The sequence below is a fragment of the Rhodovibrio salinarum DSM 9154 genome (genome assembly GCF_000515255.1).
In the GTDB taxonomy this organism is placed as follows: domain Bacteria; phylum Pseudomonadota; class Alphaproteobacteria; order Kiloniellales; family Rhodovibrionaceae; genus Rhodovibrio; species Rhodovibrio salinarum.
The window spans coordinates 916,452-931,232 of sequence record NZ_KI911559.1; the positions used below are offsets into that span (position 1 = coordinate 916,452).

Consider the following 14,781-nt stretch of genomic DNA (forward strand, 5'->3'; position numbering starts at 1 on the left):
GCTGGATCCGACGCGTCGAATCACGCGCCGTCCCCCGCGGCCTCGAGCGCCTGTTCAAACTCGGCGTAGGGCTGGGCGCCTTCGAGCTTGGTGCCGTCGATCAGGAAGGTGGGGGTGGACTGTATGCCGGCCTGTTCCCGCCCGACCTGCTGGCGGTCCAGGATCTTCTTCGCTTCCTCTTGGTCGCTGATGCACTGGTTGAACGTCTCGCTGTCCATGCCGGCCTGGCTGACCAGGCGCTGCAGCGCCTGCCCCGGGTTGTCCGCGCGGGCCCACTGCTGCTGTTGAGCGAACATCAGGTCCACCACGGCGAAGAAGCGGTCGCCCTCGAAACAGTTAGCGACCAGCGCGCCGGCCAGCGCCAGCCGGTCCAGTGGGTAATGCCGGAGCACCAGCTTCGCCTTGCCGGGCTCGATCCACTCCTGCTTCAGCTTCGGCAGCGTCTCTTCGTGGAAGTTGGCGCAGTGCGGGCAGGTCAGGGAGCTGTATTCGATGATCGTTACAGGTGCATCCGGATCGCCCAGGATGTGCTCATCGTCGCCCACCTGGGTGACGTCGGTCTGCGCGGTCTGGACGTCGCCGGGGGCGGTCTGCCCTTGGGCCGCGGCGATTGCCGTGCCCGAGGCTGCGAGCTCGGCGGCCACGGCTTCGCTTTCGCCGCCGGTGGCGAGATAGGCCGTCAGGCCGGCGCCCGCGATCGCGACGGAGGCGGCACAGGCGATCAGGATATTCCGTAGTTTCATCGCATACCTACCATATCTTGTGAGTTTAGCGGCATAGGCCGCCTCAGCGCAAGGAAACGCCGCGCGGACACCGTGTTGAGGCGCGATATGGGCAGTCGTGTGGCGGGCTGTCCAGCCCTGCGGCTGTGTGGATAGAACGCCTATCCGTTTAAGTCGCCGTTGGAACCCTCGCCGGAGAGCCGCTCGGACAGGCGGGTGAGAGCCGCGCGCAGGCGGTCGTCCTCGATGCCCGAAATCCGCGCGCGGGCGGCTTGCGACTCGGACTCGCTCAGGGTCGGTTGCGCGCGCGGGCGGGTTGGGGGCGTGCGATCGACCAGATGACCCTGCTCCAGCTTCAGCCGTTTGACCGCCTGGTAACCGAAAAAGCCGTTTACCCGGTCGACCAGGATCGGCTCCAGGTGCGCCAGGCGCGTCGCTTCGCCCGGTTTGACGCGGAGCACCAGCGTCGCTTCCCGCCGGGCCTTGCGGTCCGGGAAGACCAGCCGGCGCGGCTGGCAGGTGCGTGCAAACTCCGCGCCCACGACCGACGGCCATTCGGCGATCAGGCTCGCCTCCGCGAGCGCGCGCTTGCCCAGCACGCTTCGGGTGACCCGCTCGACGTTTGCGCCGAGCGCACTCATCGACCGCCGGCGCCCGTCGCCCGGCTGCTGCCCGGCGGCGGACGTGCCCGCCTGGGAGATCCGCCCGCGTGCGGGCTTGCCACCGTTGTTTTGCGCCATGGCTGCTTCCGCGACTGGGGGCTGCTGCGATTCCCGCTTTCCTCTGGCCAGCGTCTGACCCTGGCCTAGGTCGGTGCGGGACCAGTATAGGGGGAGGTATGAGCGAGCCCGCAAGCGTTGCATCCGACACGATCGCCGAGCGTCTGTTGGCCTGGTACGACCGGCACGCCCGCCGGCTGCCGTGGCGTGCCCCGCCGGGCCAGCGGGCGGATCCGTATCACGTCTGGCTGTCGGAGGTGATGCTGCAGCAGACCACCGTGCAGACGGTGCAGCCGTATTTCCACGATTTCTTGAGCCGCTGGCCAAGCGTCCACGAACTTGCCGCCGCCCCGCGGGAGGACGTGCTCGCGGCCTGGGCGGGGCTGGGTTACTACGCCCGGGCGCGCAACCTGCACGCCTGCGCGCAAGTCGTCAGCCGAGAACTCGGTGGTGTGTTTCCCGATACGGAAGCAGGTCTGCGCAAGTTGCCGGGGATCGGGCCCTATACCGCCGCCGCGATCGCCGCGATCGCGTTCGATCGGCCGAGCGCGCCGCTCGACGGCAACATCGAGCGGGTGGTCGCGCGCCTGTTCGCGGTCGAGGACCCGCTGCCCGGGGCGAAGGAGACGCTGCGCGCGCGCATGGGCGCGATCGTGCCGCAGCAACGTCCGGGCGATTTCGCGCAGGCGATGATGGACCTGGGTGCTGGCATCTGCCAGCCGCGCAAGCCCCGCTGCATGCTCTGCCCGCTGTCGGATGTCTGCACCGCCAGTGCGCGGGGGATCGCGGTCGACTTGCCAGTCAAGGCGGCAAAGAAGGCGAAGCCGACGCGTCAGGCGGTCGCCTTTTGGACGGTGCGTGCGGATGGCTGCGTGCTGTTGCGTCGCCGCCCGGACAAGGGCCTGCTGGGCGGCATGTTGGAGGTGCCTTCGACCGACTGGACGGAAGCCCCCTGGGCGGAGGGGGCCGCGTTTGCCCAGGCGCCCATATCGGCCAGTTGGACCGAGTTGCCGGGCGTGGTGCGTCACACCTTCACCCATTTCCATTTCACCATCACCGTCTGGGCGGCCGAGGTGCCCGCGCATACCCGTGCCGAGACCGGCGAATGGTGGCCGTTCGAGCGCCTGTCCGATGCCGGCCTGCCCACCGTGATGCGGAAGATCGCCGATCATGCGGTGAAGAAGGCGGCGGAGTAACACGGCTTTCGCCAAATCCCTCTCCCTTGAGGGCGAAGGGGCCGCGCGCTTCGTGCCGTCGCTAAGGCGTTGCCGTCTTCTTGTCGCACATTAAAAGCCCCCGCCCGGGGCAGTGGGCGAGGGCTTTTCGGCTGTGGTCCCGGCGGAAAAGGGACCGGACAGCGCTACTTGGGTCTGTCGGGCAGTGTTACTTGCCCAGGTGCGCGCGCAGCATCCAGGCGTTCTTCTCGTGCGTACGCACGCGCGCGGACAGCAGGTCATCGGTGGCGACGTCGGAGGCCTCGCCGGCGGTCTTGAGCACCTGCCTGAAGGTGTTGGCGACCGTCTCCTGGTCCTCGGCGAGGCGGCGGACCATCGTCATCGCGTCGGGTTGCTCGGTGTCCTCCTTGACCGCGCCGATCTCCTGGAACTCGGAGTAGCTGCCGGGTGCCCGGTGGCCCAGGGCGCGGATGCGCTCGGCGATATCGTCCACCGCGGTGGCGAGGTCGGTGTATTGCTCCTCGAACAGGTCGTGCAGCGCCTTGAAGTGCGGTCCCTCGACGTTCCAGTGGTAGTTCTGGGTCTTCAGGTACAGCGTGTAGCTGTCGGCGAGGGCGCGCGACAGGCCCTCGGCAAGGCGCTTGCGATCCTCGGCGGAGATCCCGGAATTGATCTTATCCATGTCCTTCTCTCTCCAGCTTGGGTGTGTTGCGGCGCCGGCCTGAAGGACGACGCCATTCTGTTTAGAACCGTTCTAATCTGTATATGGGGCGCCCGGACCGTGTGCGCAAGAGCGAGCGCTTCCCCTGTGCCCGTCATCCATTTCTGTAGGATTCCATATGGTCGTAGATCACTTGGTTTGCGGGGGTTGCGACCCCGTGGCGCTGACCCAGGCGCAGCACCGCGCCGGTGAGCCAGTCGAGCTCCAGCGGCTTACCCGCCTCCAGATCGTGCAGCATGGAACTCTTCATCTCCGCCGGGAGGCCGTCGATGAACTTCATCACCTCCGCTTCCCGACCGTCCGGCAGGGCGGCCCCTGCGGCGCGGCCCACCGCGACCGTCTCCGCGATCAGCGATTCCAGCTCCGCGCGCGTTTTGGAAGCCTCGCGCAGCGGGCCGATCGGGCTGCGGTGGCGGGCGGTCAGGCTGGCGAACGGGGCGAGGAAGCTGAACTTGCGCCAGATATCCAGGCGGATGTCGGGGCTCTGGCGTGCTTCGAACCCGCCGGTACGCGCGGCGGTGTCCTGCAGGACCGCGTCGAGCGCCTGCAGGCGGGCGCTGTCATGCCCTTGCGGCTCGCCGTAGCTCAGGTTGGCCATCGTGCCGGTGTGCTGGATCACGCCCGGTTCGGCGATCGCCGCGCCGATCTGGGTGGTGCCGTCCAACAGCGCGGCGGACCCGCAGTGGCGCGCCAGCACCTCGTCCCGGTCGACACCGTTCTGCAGCGAACACACGGCCGTGCCGGCGGTCGCCAGTGGGGCCAGTTGGCGGGCCGCTTCTTCCGTTTGCATCAGCTTGACGCATACGAAGGCGACGTCGGGGGGCGTGCCTAACTTGGCAGGATCGTCGACGACGTTCGGCCGGTCCACGGTGATATCACCGCGTTGGGAGCGGACCTGCAGGCCGTGCGTGGTCATCGCGGCGGCATGGCGTCCGCGGGCAACGAAGCTCACCGCATAGCCGGCCTCGACCAGGCGGGCCCCGTAATAGCCGCCGACCCCGCCGGCCCCAAACATCAGGATATGCATTTCCGTCGCGCTCCCTTCCACCCCGAGCGTATCAGCGATAATCGGTCGGAGAGGCTACGGTGCGCCCGCCGGGCGCGTCCAGAATGCGCGATGGAAATAGATGCTTGCGCCTAGCGCAGCCAGGCGATTCGGCTGTCGGCGTCGTAGTGCAGCAGAATCCGGTCGGCCAGGCGGAACACCCGTTCGTGCTGTAGCGCCAGGAAGACGCCGGTATCGTTCAGCGCGACCGTGCCGACGGCCTGCGTCTCGTCCGCCAAACGCACCCGCCACATTTCCAGGTATAGCGCATCAAGGCCCCGCGCAGCGCGATCGAGCGCGGCGAGGAAGGCCCGCTCCCGGTAGGCCTGCTGGGTGGTTTCGTGCGGGGCGGGGGTATCCGCGATCGCCGCGCAGGTGCGCGTGACCCGACTCAAAAACGGCCGCCAGGCCGGATCGGCCAGACGCTTCTGCGCCCAGCCGCAGCCATAACTAACCGTTTCGAGATCGCGATCCGGCTGGGCGCTTGCCGCGGGGGCCGCTGATTGAGACGACGTCTGGACGGCGGCGGACTGAAACGGCTCTGCCGTGGCCGTCGCGGCCATGAACGCGATCGCGAGTGCGATGATGCCCGCAAGGAGAAGTCCGCGAACATCGGGTGTCGCGCGCACAGCGGCGCGCGGCGGACGGGGGTGGTGCATCCGGAATTGCGGGGGGCAGCGGTACAGCATCGGCGGTCTCCCAAACCGGGCCCTGCACGCGGGCAGAACGTGATCGATGACCGCGCAGCGCACATCGGCGCTGCGGGCCAAGGTTCCCCCTCCCCAGGCACGTCATCCAGCCGCTCGCCCACGGCAGGGCGATCAACCGGCGTCGTCTGCAAGCGATGACTGGTATAGGCTTGCAACCGGAGCTTCACAAAAGCTTAACATGCCCGCCTTGGCGAGAAGGCAGGTTTTCACCGTGTACCGCTTAAGGGGGATCAGGGCAGGGCGCCCGCTCGTGGGCTGAACAAAAAAATGCCCCGGAACCGATAGGTTCCGGGGCAAGTCGAACAGGGAGGCTTCACGTCTGGGAGACGTAGGACCCGTAGGCCCTCTTCCGGGCAACGTGCCCGGAAAACACCGGCGAAAACGCCGGAAAACCAACGATGCCGCGTTGCAGCATCCGTTACCCGTAATCTATTCACTCCTATCCCTGAGAGAAGTGGTGAGGCGACACGGGTGCTATGCCGCTTCCGCATAGCTTTTGAACCGGCAAGCAGTTACGGCTTCAAGAACCAACGCTGTGCGCCCCCACAGGGTTCGCACATACACAAATATGTCACACCTATTGGGTGCGACGACGACTGCATTTGTGAGCTTTGGCTTTCTTGATGGGGCCAACTCCAGAAGGTCTGGGCTGGCATGCCATAGGCCCCGAAATGGGGCGTATCGTTTACGCCACGGGTATTTTCCGGTGGGATAGACGAATCGGTTCGACCGCCTGCCAGGGGCAAGATCGGGCACGCTTGGCTCGTTGTGCCCGATCTTGCGTGAACAGCGACGTGGGGCGCGCGGCTCAGGTTGAAGGTGGATCGTCCTCAGTGATTGCGCGCTAGAAACGCGACTCCGCCACCTGGCGCAGCAGGAAGTCCCGGAACACCTGGATGCGCTTACTGGAGCGCATCTCTTCTGGATAGACGAAGTAGGCGTCGATCTGCGGCCCTTCGAGTTCCGGTAGCACGCGCACAAGGTCGTTGGCGCCCTGGACCATGAACTCCGGCAGGGCGCCGAGCCCGACACCGTTCCGCACCGCGCGCATGATCGCGTAGACGTTGTTCACCGTCATCACCGGCCGGCGCAGCTTGCCGCTGTTCTGGCCCGTGCGCAGCAGCCAGTTCACATCCGGCACGGGCGGGCGCAGGTCGTCGCCGTAGACTACCACCCGGTGGTTGTCGATGTCTGCCGCGTCGTGGGGCATGCCGAAGCGCTTGATATAGCCCGGCGAGGCGTAGACGTGCATGTGCACGGTGAACAGGTGACGCTGGATCAGGTCGCCCTGGCGTGGCGGCGACAGGCGGATCGCCACGTCGGCCTCGCGCATCGACAGGTCGAGTTCCCGGTCCTCCAGCAGCATGTGCGTCTCGATCTCCGGGTAGACCTCGACGAAATCGCCCATGCGCGGCGCCAGCCAGGTCGACCCGAGCGCAACCGTGGTGGTGATCCGCAGCGGACCTTTCGGGCGGTCCTTGCTCTCGGTCAGCTGCGCTTCGGTCATGGCGAGCTTGCCGAACACCTCGTGCGCGGTGCGGTACAGCAACTCGCCCTGTTCGGTCAGGATCAGACCGCGTGCGTGTCGGTGGAACAGCGGGACGCGCAGCGACTCCTCAAGCGCCGAGATCTGCCGGCTGACCGCCGATTGGCTCAGGTTCAGGAGATCGCCCGCGTGGGTGAAGCTGCCCGCCTCGGCTACGGCGTGAAAGACGCGCAGCTTGTCCCAGTCCATGATCGACGGACTAGGCCCGACAGGGCCCTTGCTGCTGGTGCCCAGGATTTGGTTCATGACTGGTAGCTCATCTGTCCCAGCGCCTACTTCCCTGTTGTTGTCCAGAATGACGGCTGGCATTTGCCGCGTCATTCCGTGTTTTGTTATCCGACCGGCCGCAGCATATTGCACGGATCCTGGCCGATTATTCGCATTTTTAACTCAGAAACACTTGCGCGGCGAGAGTAAGCCGACGCCGTTGGGGTGCGCAACCAACGTGCCAGTGAGCGAACGGTGGCGCGCAAAGCCCCGGTTTCAGAGTGTCAGCGGTTTATTGCGCCGCCTCGCTCGGCGCGATCTCCTGCTCGGCCAGGAACTTTTCCGCCTCCAGCGCGGCCATGCAGCCCATGCCGGCGGCCGTGACCGCTTGACGGTAGACCTTGTCGCGCACGTCGCCGGCGGCAAAGACGCCTGGGATCTTGGTGGCAGTGGAATCCGGGGCGGTGAGGATATAGCCCTCGTCATCCATGTCGAGCTGGCCTCGGAACAGCTTGGTCGCCGGGTCGTGGCCGATCGCGATGAACACACCGGCGAGCGGCAGCTCGTAGCTCTCGCCGGTCTTGCGCGACTTCAGCCGTACGGCCGTTACGCCGGGCGGGTTCTGTTGCCCCAGGATCTCGTCGACCTCGTGCGACCAGGCAACGTCGATCTTCGGGTTGTTGAACAGGCGGGTCTGCAGCGTTTTGTCGGCGCGTAGCTCGTCGCGCCGGTGCACCAGCGTGACCTTGTTCGCGAAGTTGGTCAGGAACAGTGCTTCCTCGGCGGCCGTGTTGCCGCCGCCCACCACGGCCACTTCCTGCCCGCGGTAGAAGAAGCCATCGCAGGTCGCGCAGGCGGAAACGCCGGCGCCCATGAAGGTCGTCTCGCTCTCCAGCCCCAGCCAGCGGGCCTGCGCACCGGTCGCGATGATCAGCGAATCGCTCCAATAGACAGTGCCCGAATCGCTATCGCAGCGGAACGGCCGATGCGACAGGTCGACGTGGGTGATGATGTCCTGAATGATTTCGGTGCCGACGTTGCGGGCCTGCTGCTGCATCTGCTCCATCAGCCAAGGGCCCTGGATCGGATCGGCGAAACCGGGATAGTTCTCGACGTCGGTGGTGATCGACAGCTGACCGCCCGGCTCCAGCCCCTGGACCAGCACCGGCTTGAGGTTGGCCCGTGCGGCGTAGACGGCGGCGGTGTAGCCGGCCGGCCCGGAGCCGATGATCAGAACCTTGTGGTGGCGTTCGTCGGCCATGTCGGCGGCACTCCTTCGCGCTCTCGTCGTCGCGCGGCCGGGCATGGCGCGCGATGGGCAGTGATGGGCGGGGCGACTCGGCAGGCCCGAGATCGTCGGCCGCCCGATTGTCGTGGTGTCCGATGGAACTGCTAAGGTAAGGGTGCTGTTGCCCCGGCGCAACGCATCGCGGGCGATCGTCGCAACGCGGTGAGAAGTGGCGCGAACGGGATTGCCAGAGCGTGCTAGGCTGCCGCCCGCCCATGGCCGATAATGTTGATCTGCCCAGCCTCACCCAAGCCGATCCGGCGCGCCCGAAGCGCGAACCGGTCATCAAACGTGTCCTGCCGCGAACCCTGTTCGGGCGGGCGCTGCTGATCATGGTGACGCCGGTCATCGTCGTGCAGGCGATCAGCGCTTTCGTTTTCTTCGACCGCCACTACGACACCACCACCCAGCGGCTGGCGCAGGGGCTCGCCGGGCAGATCGCCGCCACGGTGGCAATGCTGGAGCGCGAGGACATCGGGCTCAGCCGTAACGAGGTGTTCAATCTGGCGCAGCGAACGATGTGGCTGTCGCTGTCGTTCGAGGAGGACAAGCGCCTGCCCGAGGACCTGCCGCCGCCGCAGAACACCATCCTGGACACGCGGCTGGTCGATGCGTTGCAGGAGCGCCTTGCCTATCCGTTCGCGATCGACACCTACACCCTGCCCGAGGATGTGCGGGTCTGGGTGGAGACCGACAACGGGTTGCTGCGCGTGGTGGTGTCGCGCAAGCGGCTGTTCTCCTCCACGACCTATCTGCTGGTTTTCTGGACGGTTGGCACCGCGGCTTTGCTGGTGCCAATCGCGCTGATCTTCATGCGCAATCAGGTCCGGCCGATTCGCCGGCTCGCGATCGCTGCCGAACGGTTCGGCAAGGGCCAGGATGTGCCGTCCTTTAAGCCGGAGGGGGCGCAGGAGGTGCGTCAGGCATCCAGCGCGTTCATCAAGATGCGCGAGCGCATCAAGCGCCAGATCCAGCAGCGCACCGAGATGCTGGCCGGCGTCAGCCACGACCTGCGGACCCCGCTCACCCGGATGAAGCTGCAGTTGGCGATGCTGGAAGGCACACCGGAGGCGGACTCCTTGAAGGAGGACGTCACCGAGATGGAGCGCATGATCGAGGGGTACCTCGCCTTCGCCCGCGGTGAGGGGACGGAAATGCCGGAGATCACCTCGATCGGCGATCTGGTGCGCGATGTCGTCGACCGGATCACGCGCGAGGCCGGGCATGTCGACCTACATATCGAGCACGACTGCGATCTGCCGCTCCGGCGCGAGGTGATGCGCCGGGCGATCGGCAACCTGGTGTCCAACGCCGTGCGCTATGGTGACGTCGTTTCCGTACGCGTGGGCCGACGCGGCAACACGGTCGAGGTCACGGTGGATGACGACGGCCCCGGCATCCCGCAGGAAAAGCGGGAGGAGGTGTTCCGCCCCTTCCACCGCCTGGATTCCTCGCGCAACCCGTTGACCGGCGGGACAGGCCTGGGTTTGACGATCGCGCGCGACGTGGTGCGGGGGCACGGCGGCGACCTGCTGTTGGAGCAGGCCCCCGGTGGCGGCCTGCGCGCCCGGGTGCAGCTGCCGGCGTAGGGTGTCTTCCCGGCGCATCCGGGGCGAACTGTTCGCCGCGTATCAGTGCGGCGGCGTCACGTCTTTCAGGTCGGCCGCTGGCGCCCGTTTCGCGAGTTCGCGCTTCAGCAGTTCGACGTTGCGGCGGTTCGCCTTGAAGCCGACGTCGAACAGGTCGCCGGCGACCGGAATACTGCCGACCAGCAGGTCGATGCCGACGTTGGCGGCCATGTGCGCGACCACATGGGGCGGCAGGCCGAGGTCCCAGGCGCGCACCGCTAGGTAGCCCGAAAGCGCGCCAGTCAGCGCGTCGCCGACGCCGGGGATCAGACCAATGATCCCGTCCAGCCCGAAGCGCACGCGCGTCCCCGGCACGCGGAAGATGTCGTCCAGAACCCGCGCCAGCGTCTCCAACCGGGCGATCTGGCGCTCTGTGGCTTCGCGGTCGGACGTTTCGGGACGGGTCACTCGGTTTTCAGCCTTGCGCGGTGCTTGTCCAGCCAGGCTTTCACTTTGCCGGCGGCACGGCGGGTTTCGTCCAGTGGTTGGACCGCCCGGCCGGCGAGTTGGCCATCGAACGGTCGGGCGATGCCAAGATCGCGTAGCTGGGCGTGGAACCGGTCGAACTTTGGCTTGCCGCCGGTCAGCGCCACCACCTGCACCGGCCGGCCCGTCGAGGCCGCCTCGCAGGCCATGGTCACGCTGTCCTCGCTGACAATGATCTCTTCCGCGTGGGCAAGGAAGCCGAAATAGGGGTTTTCCCCTTCGCTGACCCCGGCCTGGTAGAACACGTGCGGCATCTCGGCGAGCGCGGCCCGTAGATAGCCCGCGTTCTCCTCGCCGGTGCGCCGGCTGGTGGTGACCATAAAGCTGCACCCGGTACGCTCCTGCATCGCGGTGAGGTCCTGGGCCAGCTGCCGTGCGGTCTCGGGTGTCAGGCGATGGGCCTTGCTGTTGCCGCCGATCAGCACGGCGATGCGCGGCCGGGGCAGGTCGCGCACCAGGGGATGGAATTGCCGATAGGCTTCGTCCAGGCGCTTACGCGTCACCCGCGTGAGCGCGCCTACCACCGGAATCACAGTTGGGCCGGCGACGTCGTCGTGGCGCGGGGCGACCACCGCGTCGAACCCTGCCGGGTCAAGCGGTGGTGCCTGAACGAACACCGTAAAGGTTGTCCCGCTGCTGGCCTGGCGCACGGCGAGCGCCGGGGCGGCAGCTTTGCGGCCACTGGCGATCAGCACGTCCGGCCAGGGCGGGGCGAGCGTGTCGCCGCTGCGCGACAGCGCCGCGAGCGGACGCAGCCACAGCTTGGGCGGCAGCCAGCGCCAGGGCGCGCGCAGTTGAATGCGCTTGACCGTTGGTCGTAACCCCAGGGCTTCCGCCAGTCCGAGGCACTGGTTCTCGGTGCCGGCCATACCTTCTGTAACCACCCAGCAGGTGCGCGCCGGCGCGGTGGCAACGGGGGGCGGCCGTCGGCGCGCGGGCCGGCTGCTGGCGGGCGCGGTGCTTTCGGGGCTCGTGGTTGGCGGGGCGTTGTGGGGTGCGGACATGACGGGCGCGAGCGTGCATGCCCGGATGCCGGGTGACAAGCGCCATGGGCGCGATCTGCTCTTGGAACGCTGGCCGGCTTGCGAGTAATATCCTTTCGCAAAAGCCCCGTCCCATTGGAGGAATCGAATATGCGGCGCGTCAAGCTCGACCGGATCGACCTGCGGATCCTGCAAGATCTGCAGACCGACGGGCGAATTACCAATGTGGAGCTGGCGCGCCGGGCCGGAATTTCCGCGCCGCCGTGTCTGCGGCGTGTGCGCGCGCTGGAAGAAGCGGGCTATATCCGCGGCTTCCACGCCGATCTGGAGCCGATGCGCCTGGGCTACGAGGTCGTCTTTTTCGCCCTTGTGGGGCTGGATAGCCAAAGCGAATCGGTCTTGACCGATTTCGAGGAGCGCATGCGCGCCTGGGCCGAGGTGCGCGAGTGCAACATGTGCCGGGGGCCACACGACTTTCTGCTCAAACTCGTCGCGCGGAATACCGCACACGAGAACGAGCTGACAACCCAACTCACCAGTGCCCCGCACGTCGCCACCGTGCAGACCATCCAGGTCATTCGCACCAGCAAGCATGAGCCCGGCGTGCCCATCGAGGCCGAAGCGGCGCTGGCCGACGAGGAAACCTAAAGCCGCGTATCCTGCGGCCGCCAGGGGAGGGCGACGGCATTCGTTCCGGGGAGGGCGCTGCCATGCTTCCTCGCCGGAGAATCATGGCTGGAACAATGGCCGTGCACGATCACGACCTGGCGCTGGTGCCAGCGATCGCGACCTGTCTTGTTGAAGTCAGCGCGGGGATAACGCACGGGTAGGGGCAACCGTCTCTGATTTGGCCCTAGTCGCCGCCCGATTTACCGCCGCCGCCGGAGCGGTTGGAGACGGTGCGCACACCCTCTCCGCTGCGCCAGGCATGCGTGCTCTTGCACGCTTTGCAGATTCGCTCGCCGGCCCAAGCGCTCTCGAATTCTGTCTGGCAGCGCAGGCAGATGCGGATTTTCGGCGGAGCGGGTTCGTGTTCGGGAAAGTCGATATCGGTGCTCATGCCACTAGATATAGGTTACGCGAAGGGGATTTCCTGAAATTTCAGCTATTTTTAACATCTTTACCGGGTGACGGTGGCGAAAAAAGGGCGTGTCCTGCGCTACGTGCGTCAGGGCAGGGTAAAAAAACGCCCAGGCACGCTTATCGCGGCCTGGGCGCACTAAATCGAACTTAGTCTCGGATTCCCCAGCGAAGGGGCGGCCGAACAAGCAGGTCAGGAGAACCGATTCCCACGCCTTCAGATAAACAGGCGCGGATAACCGGCTCCGGGATCGGGTCTCCTACGTATCCAGGAAGCTGCGCAGCTTGCGCGAGCGGCTCGGGTGCTTGAGCTTGCGCAGCGCCTTGGCCTCGATCTGGCGGATACGCTCGCGCGTCACCGAGAACTGCTGGCCGACCTCTTCCAGCGTGTGGTCGGTGTTCATGCCGATGCCGAAGCGCATGCGCAGCACGCGTTCCTCGCGCGGGGTCAGGGAGGACAGGACCCGCGTGGTGGTTTCGCGCAGGTTGGACTGGATCGCCGCGTCGAGCGGGATCACCGCCTGCTTGTCCTCGATGAAGTCGCCCAGGTAGCTGTCCTCCTCGTCGCCGATCGGGGTCTCCAGCGAGATCGGCTCCTTGGCGATCTTGAGAACCTTGCGCACCTTCTCCAACGGCATCTCCAGACGATGCGCCAGTTCGTCCGGTGTCGGCTCGCGGCCGATCTCGTGCAGCATCATCCGGCTGGTGCGCACGAGCTTGTTGATCGTCTCGATCATGTGCACCGGGATGCGGATGGTGCGCGCCTGGTCCGCGATCGAGCGGGTGATCGCCTGGCGGATCCACCAGGTGGCATAGGTCGAGAACTTGTAGCCGCGCCGATACTCGAACTTGTCCACGGCCTTCATCAGGCCGATGTTGCCCTCCTGGATCAGGTCCAGGAACTGCAGGCCGCGGTTGGTGTACTTCTTGGCGATCGAGATCACCAGGCGCAGGTTCGCCTCGACCATTTCGGTCTTGGCGCGACTGGCTTCCTTCTCGCCCGACTGCACCGTCTTGACGATCCGTCGGAACTCGCCGATCGGCACGCCGGTTTCGTCCGCTACCTCGGCGATCTGGCCGCGGATGTCGCGGATTTCCCTCTCGTAGCGGGTGGAGAACTTCTGCCAGCCCTTGCCCTTCAACTGGCTGACATCGTCCAGCCAGGTCGGGTCGAGCTCGCGGCCGTAGTACTGGTTCAGGAACTGGCTGCGGTCGACGCCCGCCCGCTCGGCGTAGCGAAGTAGGCGCCCTTCGAGACCTACTAATTGCTTGTTCAGGGTGTACAACTGCTCGACGAGCTGTTCCAGGCGCGCATTGTTGAAGCGCACCGTCTTCATCAACTCGACCAGCTCGTGCTTCAGCCCCTCGTAGCGCTTCTCGGTCTCCTCGGGCACGTCTTCGCCCGTCTGCAGGTGTTGCAGACGGGTGTTCTGCACCTCGGCCAGCTTGTCGTAGGTCTCGGCGATCTGATCGAAGGTTTCGAGGACCTGGGGCAGGAGGGCTTCCTCCATCGCCGCGAGCGACAGGTTGCCCTCGTCCTCTTCCTCCTCCTCGTCGTCCTCGAGGCCGGAGATGATCTGCTTTTCGCCGTCGCCCTGCTCGTCCTCGCTTTCGGAGTCCTTGCTTTCGGCCTGCTGCTCGGACTTGTCCTCGCCGTTGGTCTGCTGCCCCTGGGCTGCGGTCTGTTCGGGCGCATCGCCGGTGGCGGCGCCGTTGGTAGCCGCCGGTTGCTCGCTCGTGCTGCTGGAATCCGCCTGGCGCTTGGCGATCGGATCGGTCGCGGAGGCACCCTGGCTCAGCCGCTGGTCCGCCGTGCCGCGCGCCATCGCACCCTCGGGCGCGGCGCCGCTGGCTGCGGCGCCGTCGGGCGTGCCGCCATAGGTCGCGTCCAGGTCGATGATGTCGCGCAACAGGATCTGGCCGTCCTTCAGCGCCTCGCGCCAGGACAGCAAGGCCTTGATGGTCAGCGGGCTTTCGCAGATGCCGCCGATCATCTTCTCGCGGCCGGCCTCGATGCGCTTGGCGATCGCGATCTCGCCCTCGCGCGACAGCAGTTCGACCGAGCCCATCTCGCGGAGGTACATGCGCACCGGATCGTCGGTGCGGCCAATGTCCTCGTCGTCGATGTTGCCGGCGCGGCTGCTGTCTTCCTCCTCGGCCTCGGCCGGCGCGCGCTCGCCCTGGTCGTCCTGCTCCTCGCTCTCGATCACCGAGATGCCCATCTCCGAGAGCATGGACATCGTGTCCTCGATTTGCTCGGAGGACACCTGATCCTGCGGCAAGACTTCGTTCAGCTCGTCATAGGTGACGTAGCCGCGCTCTTTGGCCTTGGTGAGCATCTTTTTGACGGCCGCGCTGGTGACATCCATCAGCGGCCCGTCACCACCCTCTTCCCGGGTCTGCTCGGCCTCGGTCTCGTTCGTTTTCGTCGCCATCGGCACCTCTGCCCCAATCAAAGACCCAAGCTGTCA

The 14,781-nt window shown here is 66.4% G+C and carries 15 protein-coding genes; 4 read left to right on the top strand and 11 right to left on the bottom strand.

Annotated elements, in window-relative coordinates; translation table 11 throughout:
• Positions 1–20 precede the first annotated feature (20 nt).
• Positions 21–743, bottom strand: coding sequence for a DsbA family protein (locus RHOSA_RS0104300; RefSeq protein ID WP_051431785.1), 723 nt, complete (start codon positions 741–743; stop codon positions 21–23).
• A 140-nt stretch (positions 744–883) separates the two neighbouring features.
• The gene (locus RHOSA_RS0104305) at positions 884–1,462 is read right to left on the bottom strand and encodes a DUF721 domain-containing protein (protein WP_051431786.1); all 579 of its coding nucleotides are present in this window, start codon (positions 1,460–1,462) and stop codon (positions 884–886) included.
• A gap of 98 nt (positions 1,463–1,560) precedes the next feature.
• Here RHOSA_RS0104305 and mutY point away from each other — a divergent pair, with 98 nt between their 5' ends.
• Positions 1,561–2,637, top strand: a complete 1,077-nt coding sequence (gene mutY, locus RHOSA_RS20380) for an A/G-specific adenine glycosylase (RefSeq protein WP_037255697.1) — start codon at positions 1,561–1,563, stop codon at positions 2,635–2,637.
• A 187-nt stretch (positions 2,638–2,824) separates the two neighbouring features.
• Here the strand turns inward: mutY and RHOSA_RS0104320 are convergent, their stop codons facing one another.
• The 5 genes from RHOSA_RS0104320 to trxB all read right to left on the bottom strand — a co-directional run bounded on the left by RHOSA_RS0104320 (position 2,825) and on the right by trxB (position 8,106).
• Positions 2,825–3,298, bottom strand: coding sequence for a Dps family protein (locus RHOSA_RS0104320; protein WP_027287716.1), 474 nt, complete (start codon positions 3,296–3,298; stop codon positions 2,825–2,827).
• A gap of 133 nt (positions 3,299–3,431) precedes the next feature.
• Positions 3,432–4,364: a 2-dehydropantoate 2-reductase gene (locus RHOSA_RS0104325; RefSeq protein ID WP_027287717.1), complete on the bottom strand. Its 933-nt coding sequence runs from the start codon at positions 4,362–4,364 to the stop codon at positions 3,432–3,434.
• A 110-nt stretch (positions 4,365–4,474) separates the two neighbouring features.
• Entirely contained in the window at positions 4,475–4,945 is a 471-nt protein-coding gene (locus RHOSA_RS0104330) for a hypothetical protein (RefSeq protein ID WP_156092538.1), read from the bottom strand.
• Between the two features lie 991 nt (positions 4,946–5,936).
• Entirely contained in the window at positions 5,937–6,827 is an 891-nt protein-coding gene (locus RHOSA_RS0104335) for a LysR family transcriptional regulator (RefSeq protein ID WP_027287719.1), read from the bottom strand.
• Positions 6,828–7,137: 310 nt separating this feature from the next.
• Positions 7,138–8,106 (bottom strand): thioredoxin-disulfide reductase, encoded by a 969-nt coding sequence (gene trxB, locus RHOSA_RS0104340; RefSeq protein ID WP_027287720.1) that lies wholly within the window; start codon positions 8,104–8,106, stop codon positions 7,138–7,140.
• Between the two features lie 242 nt (positions 8,107–8,348).
• Here trxB and RHOSA_RS0104345 point away from each other — a divergent pair, with 242 nt between their 5' ends.
• Positions 8,349–9,722, top strand: coding sequence for an ATP-binding protein (locus RHOSA_RS0104345; RefSeq protein ID WP_081728456.1), 1,374 nt, complete (start codon positions 8,349–8,351; stop codon positions 9,720–9,722).
• A gap of 42 nt (positions 9,723–9,764) precedes the next feature.
• Here RHOSA_RS0104345 and RHOSA_RS20385 read toward each other — a convergent pair whose 3' ends face one another.
• Together RHOSA_RS20385 and RHOSA_RS20390 are read right to left on the bottom strand one after the other, a co-directional pair.
• A complete protein-coding gene (locus tag RHOSA_RS20385; protein ID WP_051431787.1) occupies positions 9,765–10,169 on the bottom strand; it encodes a DUF4112 domain-containing protein in 405 nt (134 codons plus the stop codon).
• Positions 10,166–11,116, bottom strand: a complete 951-nt coding sequence (locus tag RHOSA_RS20390; RefSeq protein WP_051431788.1) for a mitochondrial fission ELM1 family protein — start codon at positions 11,114–11,116, stop codon at positions 10,166–10,168. Before RHOSA_RS20390 ends, RHOSA_RS20385 begins: the two co-directional genes overlap by 4 nt.
• Between RHOSA_RS20390 and RHOSA_RS25365 the strand changes: the two genes are divergently transcribed.
• Positions 11,106–11,339, top strand: coding sequence for a hypothetical protein (locus tag RHOSA_RS25365; RefSeq protein WP_051431789.1), 234 nt, complete (start codon positions 11,106–11,108; stop codon positions 11,337–11,339). The two genes, RHOSA_RS20390 and RHOSA_RS25365, sit on opposite strands and share 11 nt — an antisense overlap.
• 41 nt (positions 11,340–11,380) lie before the next feature.
• Positions 11,381–11,878, top strand: coding sequence for an Lrp/AsnC family transcriptional regulator (locus RHOSA_RS0104360; protein ID WP_027287722.1), 498 nt, complete (start codon positions 11,381–11,383; stop codon positions 11,876–11,878).
• A gap of 205 nt (positions 11,879–12,083) precedes the next feature.
• On the opposite strand, the gene RHOSA_RS0104365 is transcribed toward RHOSA_RS0104360, so the two are convergent.
• On the bottom strand, positions 12,084–12,290 hold the full coding sequence (locus RHOSA_RS0104365; RefSeq protein WP_027287723.1) for a hypothetical protein: 207 nt from the start codon (positions 12,288–12,290) through the stop codon (positions 12,084–12,086).
• Positions 12,291–12,570: 280 nt separating this feature from the next.
• On the bottom strand, positions 12,571–14,745 hold the full coding sequence (gene rpoD, locus RHOSA_RS0104370; RefSeq protein WP_027287724.1) for an RNA polymerase sigma factor RpoD: 2,175 nt from the start codon (positions 14,743–14,745) through the stop codon (positions 12,571–12,573).
• Between the last annotated feature and the right edge of the window lie 36 nt (positions 14,746–14,781).

Excerpts from the sequence above, each read along its gene's own strand:
- RHOSA_RS0104300 (WP_051431785.1), bottom strand. The coding sequence starts at position 743 with ATGAAACTACGGAATATCCTGATCGCCTGTGCCGCCTCCGTCGCGATC.
- RHOSA_RS0104305 (WP_051431786.1), bottom strand. The coding sequence starts at position 1,462 with ATGGCGCAAAACAACGGTGGCAAGCCCGCACGCGGGCGGATCTCCCAG.
- mutY (WP_037255697.1), top strand. The coding sequence starts at position 1,561 with ATGAGCGAGCCCGCAAGCGTTGCATCCGACACGATCGCCGAGCGTCTG.
- RHOSA_RS0104320 (WP_027287716.1), bottom strand. The coding sequence starts at position 3,298 with ATGGATAAGATCAATTCCGGGATCTCCGCCGAGGATCGCAAGCGCCTT.
- RHOSA_RS0104325 (WP_027287717.1), bottom strand. The coding sequence starts at position 4,364 with ATGCATATCCTGATGTTTGGGGCCGGCGGGGTCGGCGGCTATTACGGG.
- RHOSA_RS0104330 (WP_156092538.1), bottom strand. The coding sequence starts at position 4,945 with ATGGCCGCGACGGCCACGGCAGAGCCGTTTCAGTCCGCCGCCGTCCAG.
- RHOSA_RS0104335 (WP_027287719.1), bottom strand. The coding sequence starts at position 6,827 with ATGGACTGGGACAAGCTGCGCGTCTTTCACGCCGTAGCCGAGGCGGGC.
- trxB (WP_027287720.1), bottom strand. The coding sequence starts at position 8,106 with ATGGCCGACGAACGCCACCACAAGGTTCTGATCATCGGCTCCGGGCCG.
- RHOSA_RS0104345 (WP_081728456.1), top strand. The coding sequence starts at position 8,349 with ATGGCCGATAATGTTGATCTGCCCAGCCTCACCCAAGCCGATCCGGCG.
- RHOSA_RS20390 (WP_051431788.1), bottom strand. The coding sequence starts at position 11,116 with ATGGCCGGCACCGAGAACCAGTGCCTCGGACTGGCGGAAGCCCTGGGG.
- RHOSA_RS0104360 (WP_027287722.1), top strand. The coding sequence starts at position 11,381 with ATGCGGCGCGTCAAGCTCGACCGGATCGACCTGCGGATCCTGCAAGAT.
- RHOSA_RS0104365 (WP_027287723.1), bottom strand. The coding sequence starts at position 12,290 with ATGAGCACCGATATCGACTTTCCCGAACACGAACCCGCTCCGCCGAAA.
- rpoD (WP_027287724.1), bottom strand. The coding sequence starts at position 14,745 with ATGGCGACGAAAACGAACGAGACCGAGGCCGAGCAGACCCGGGAAGAG.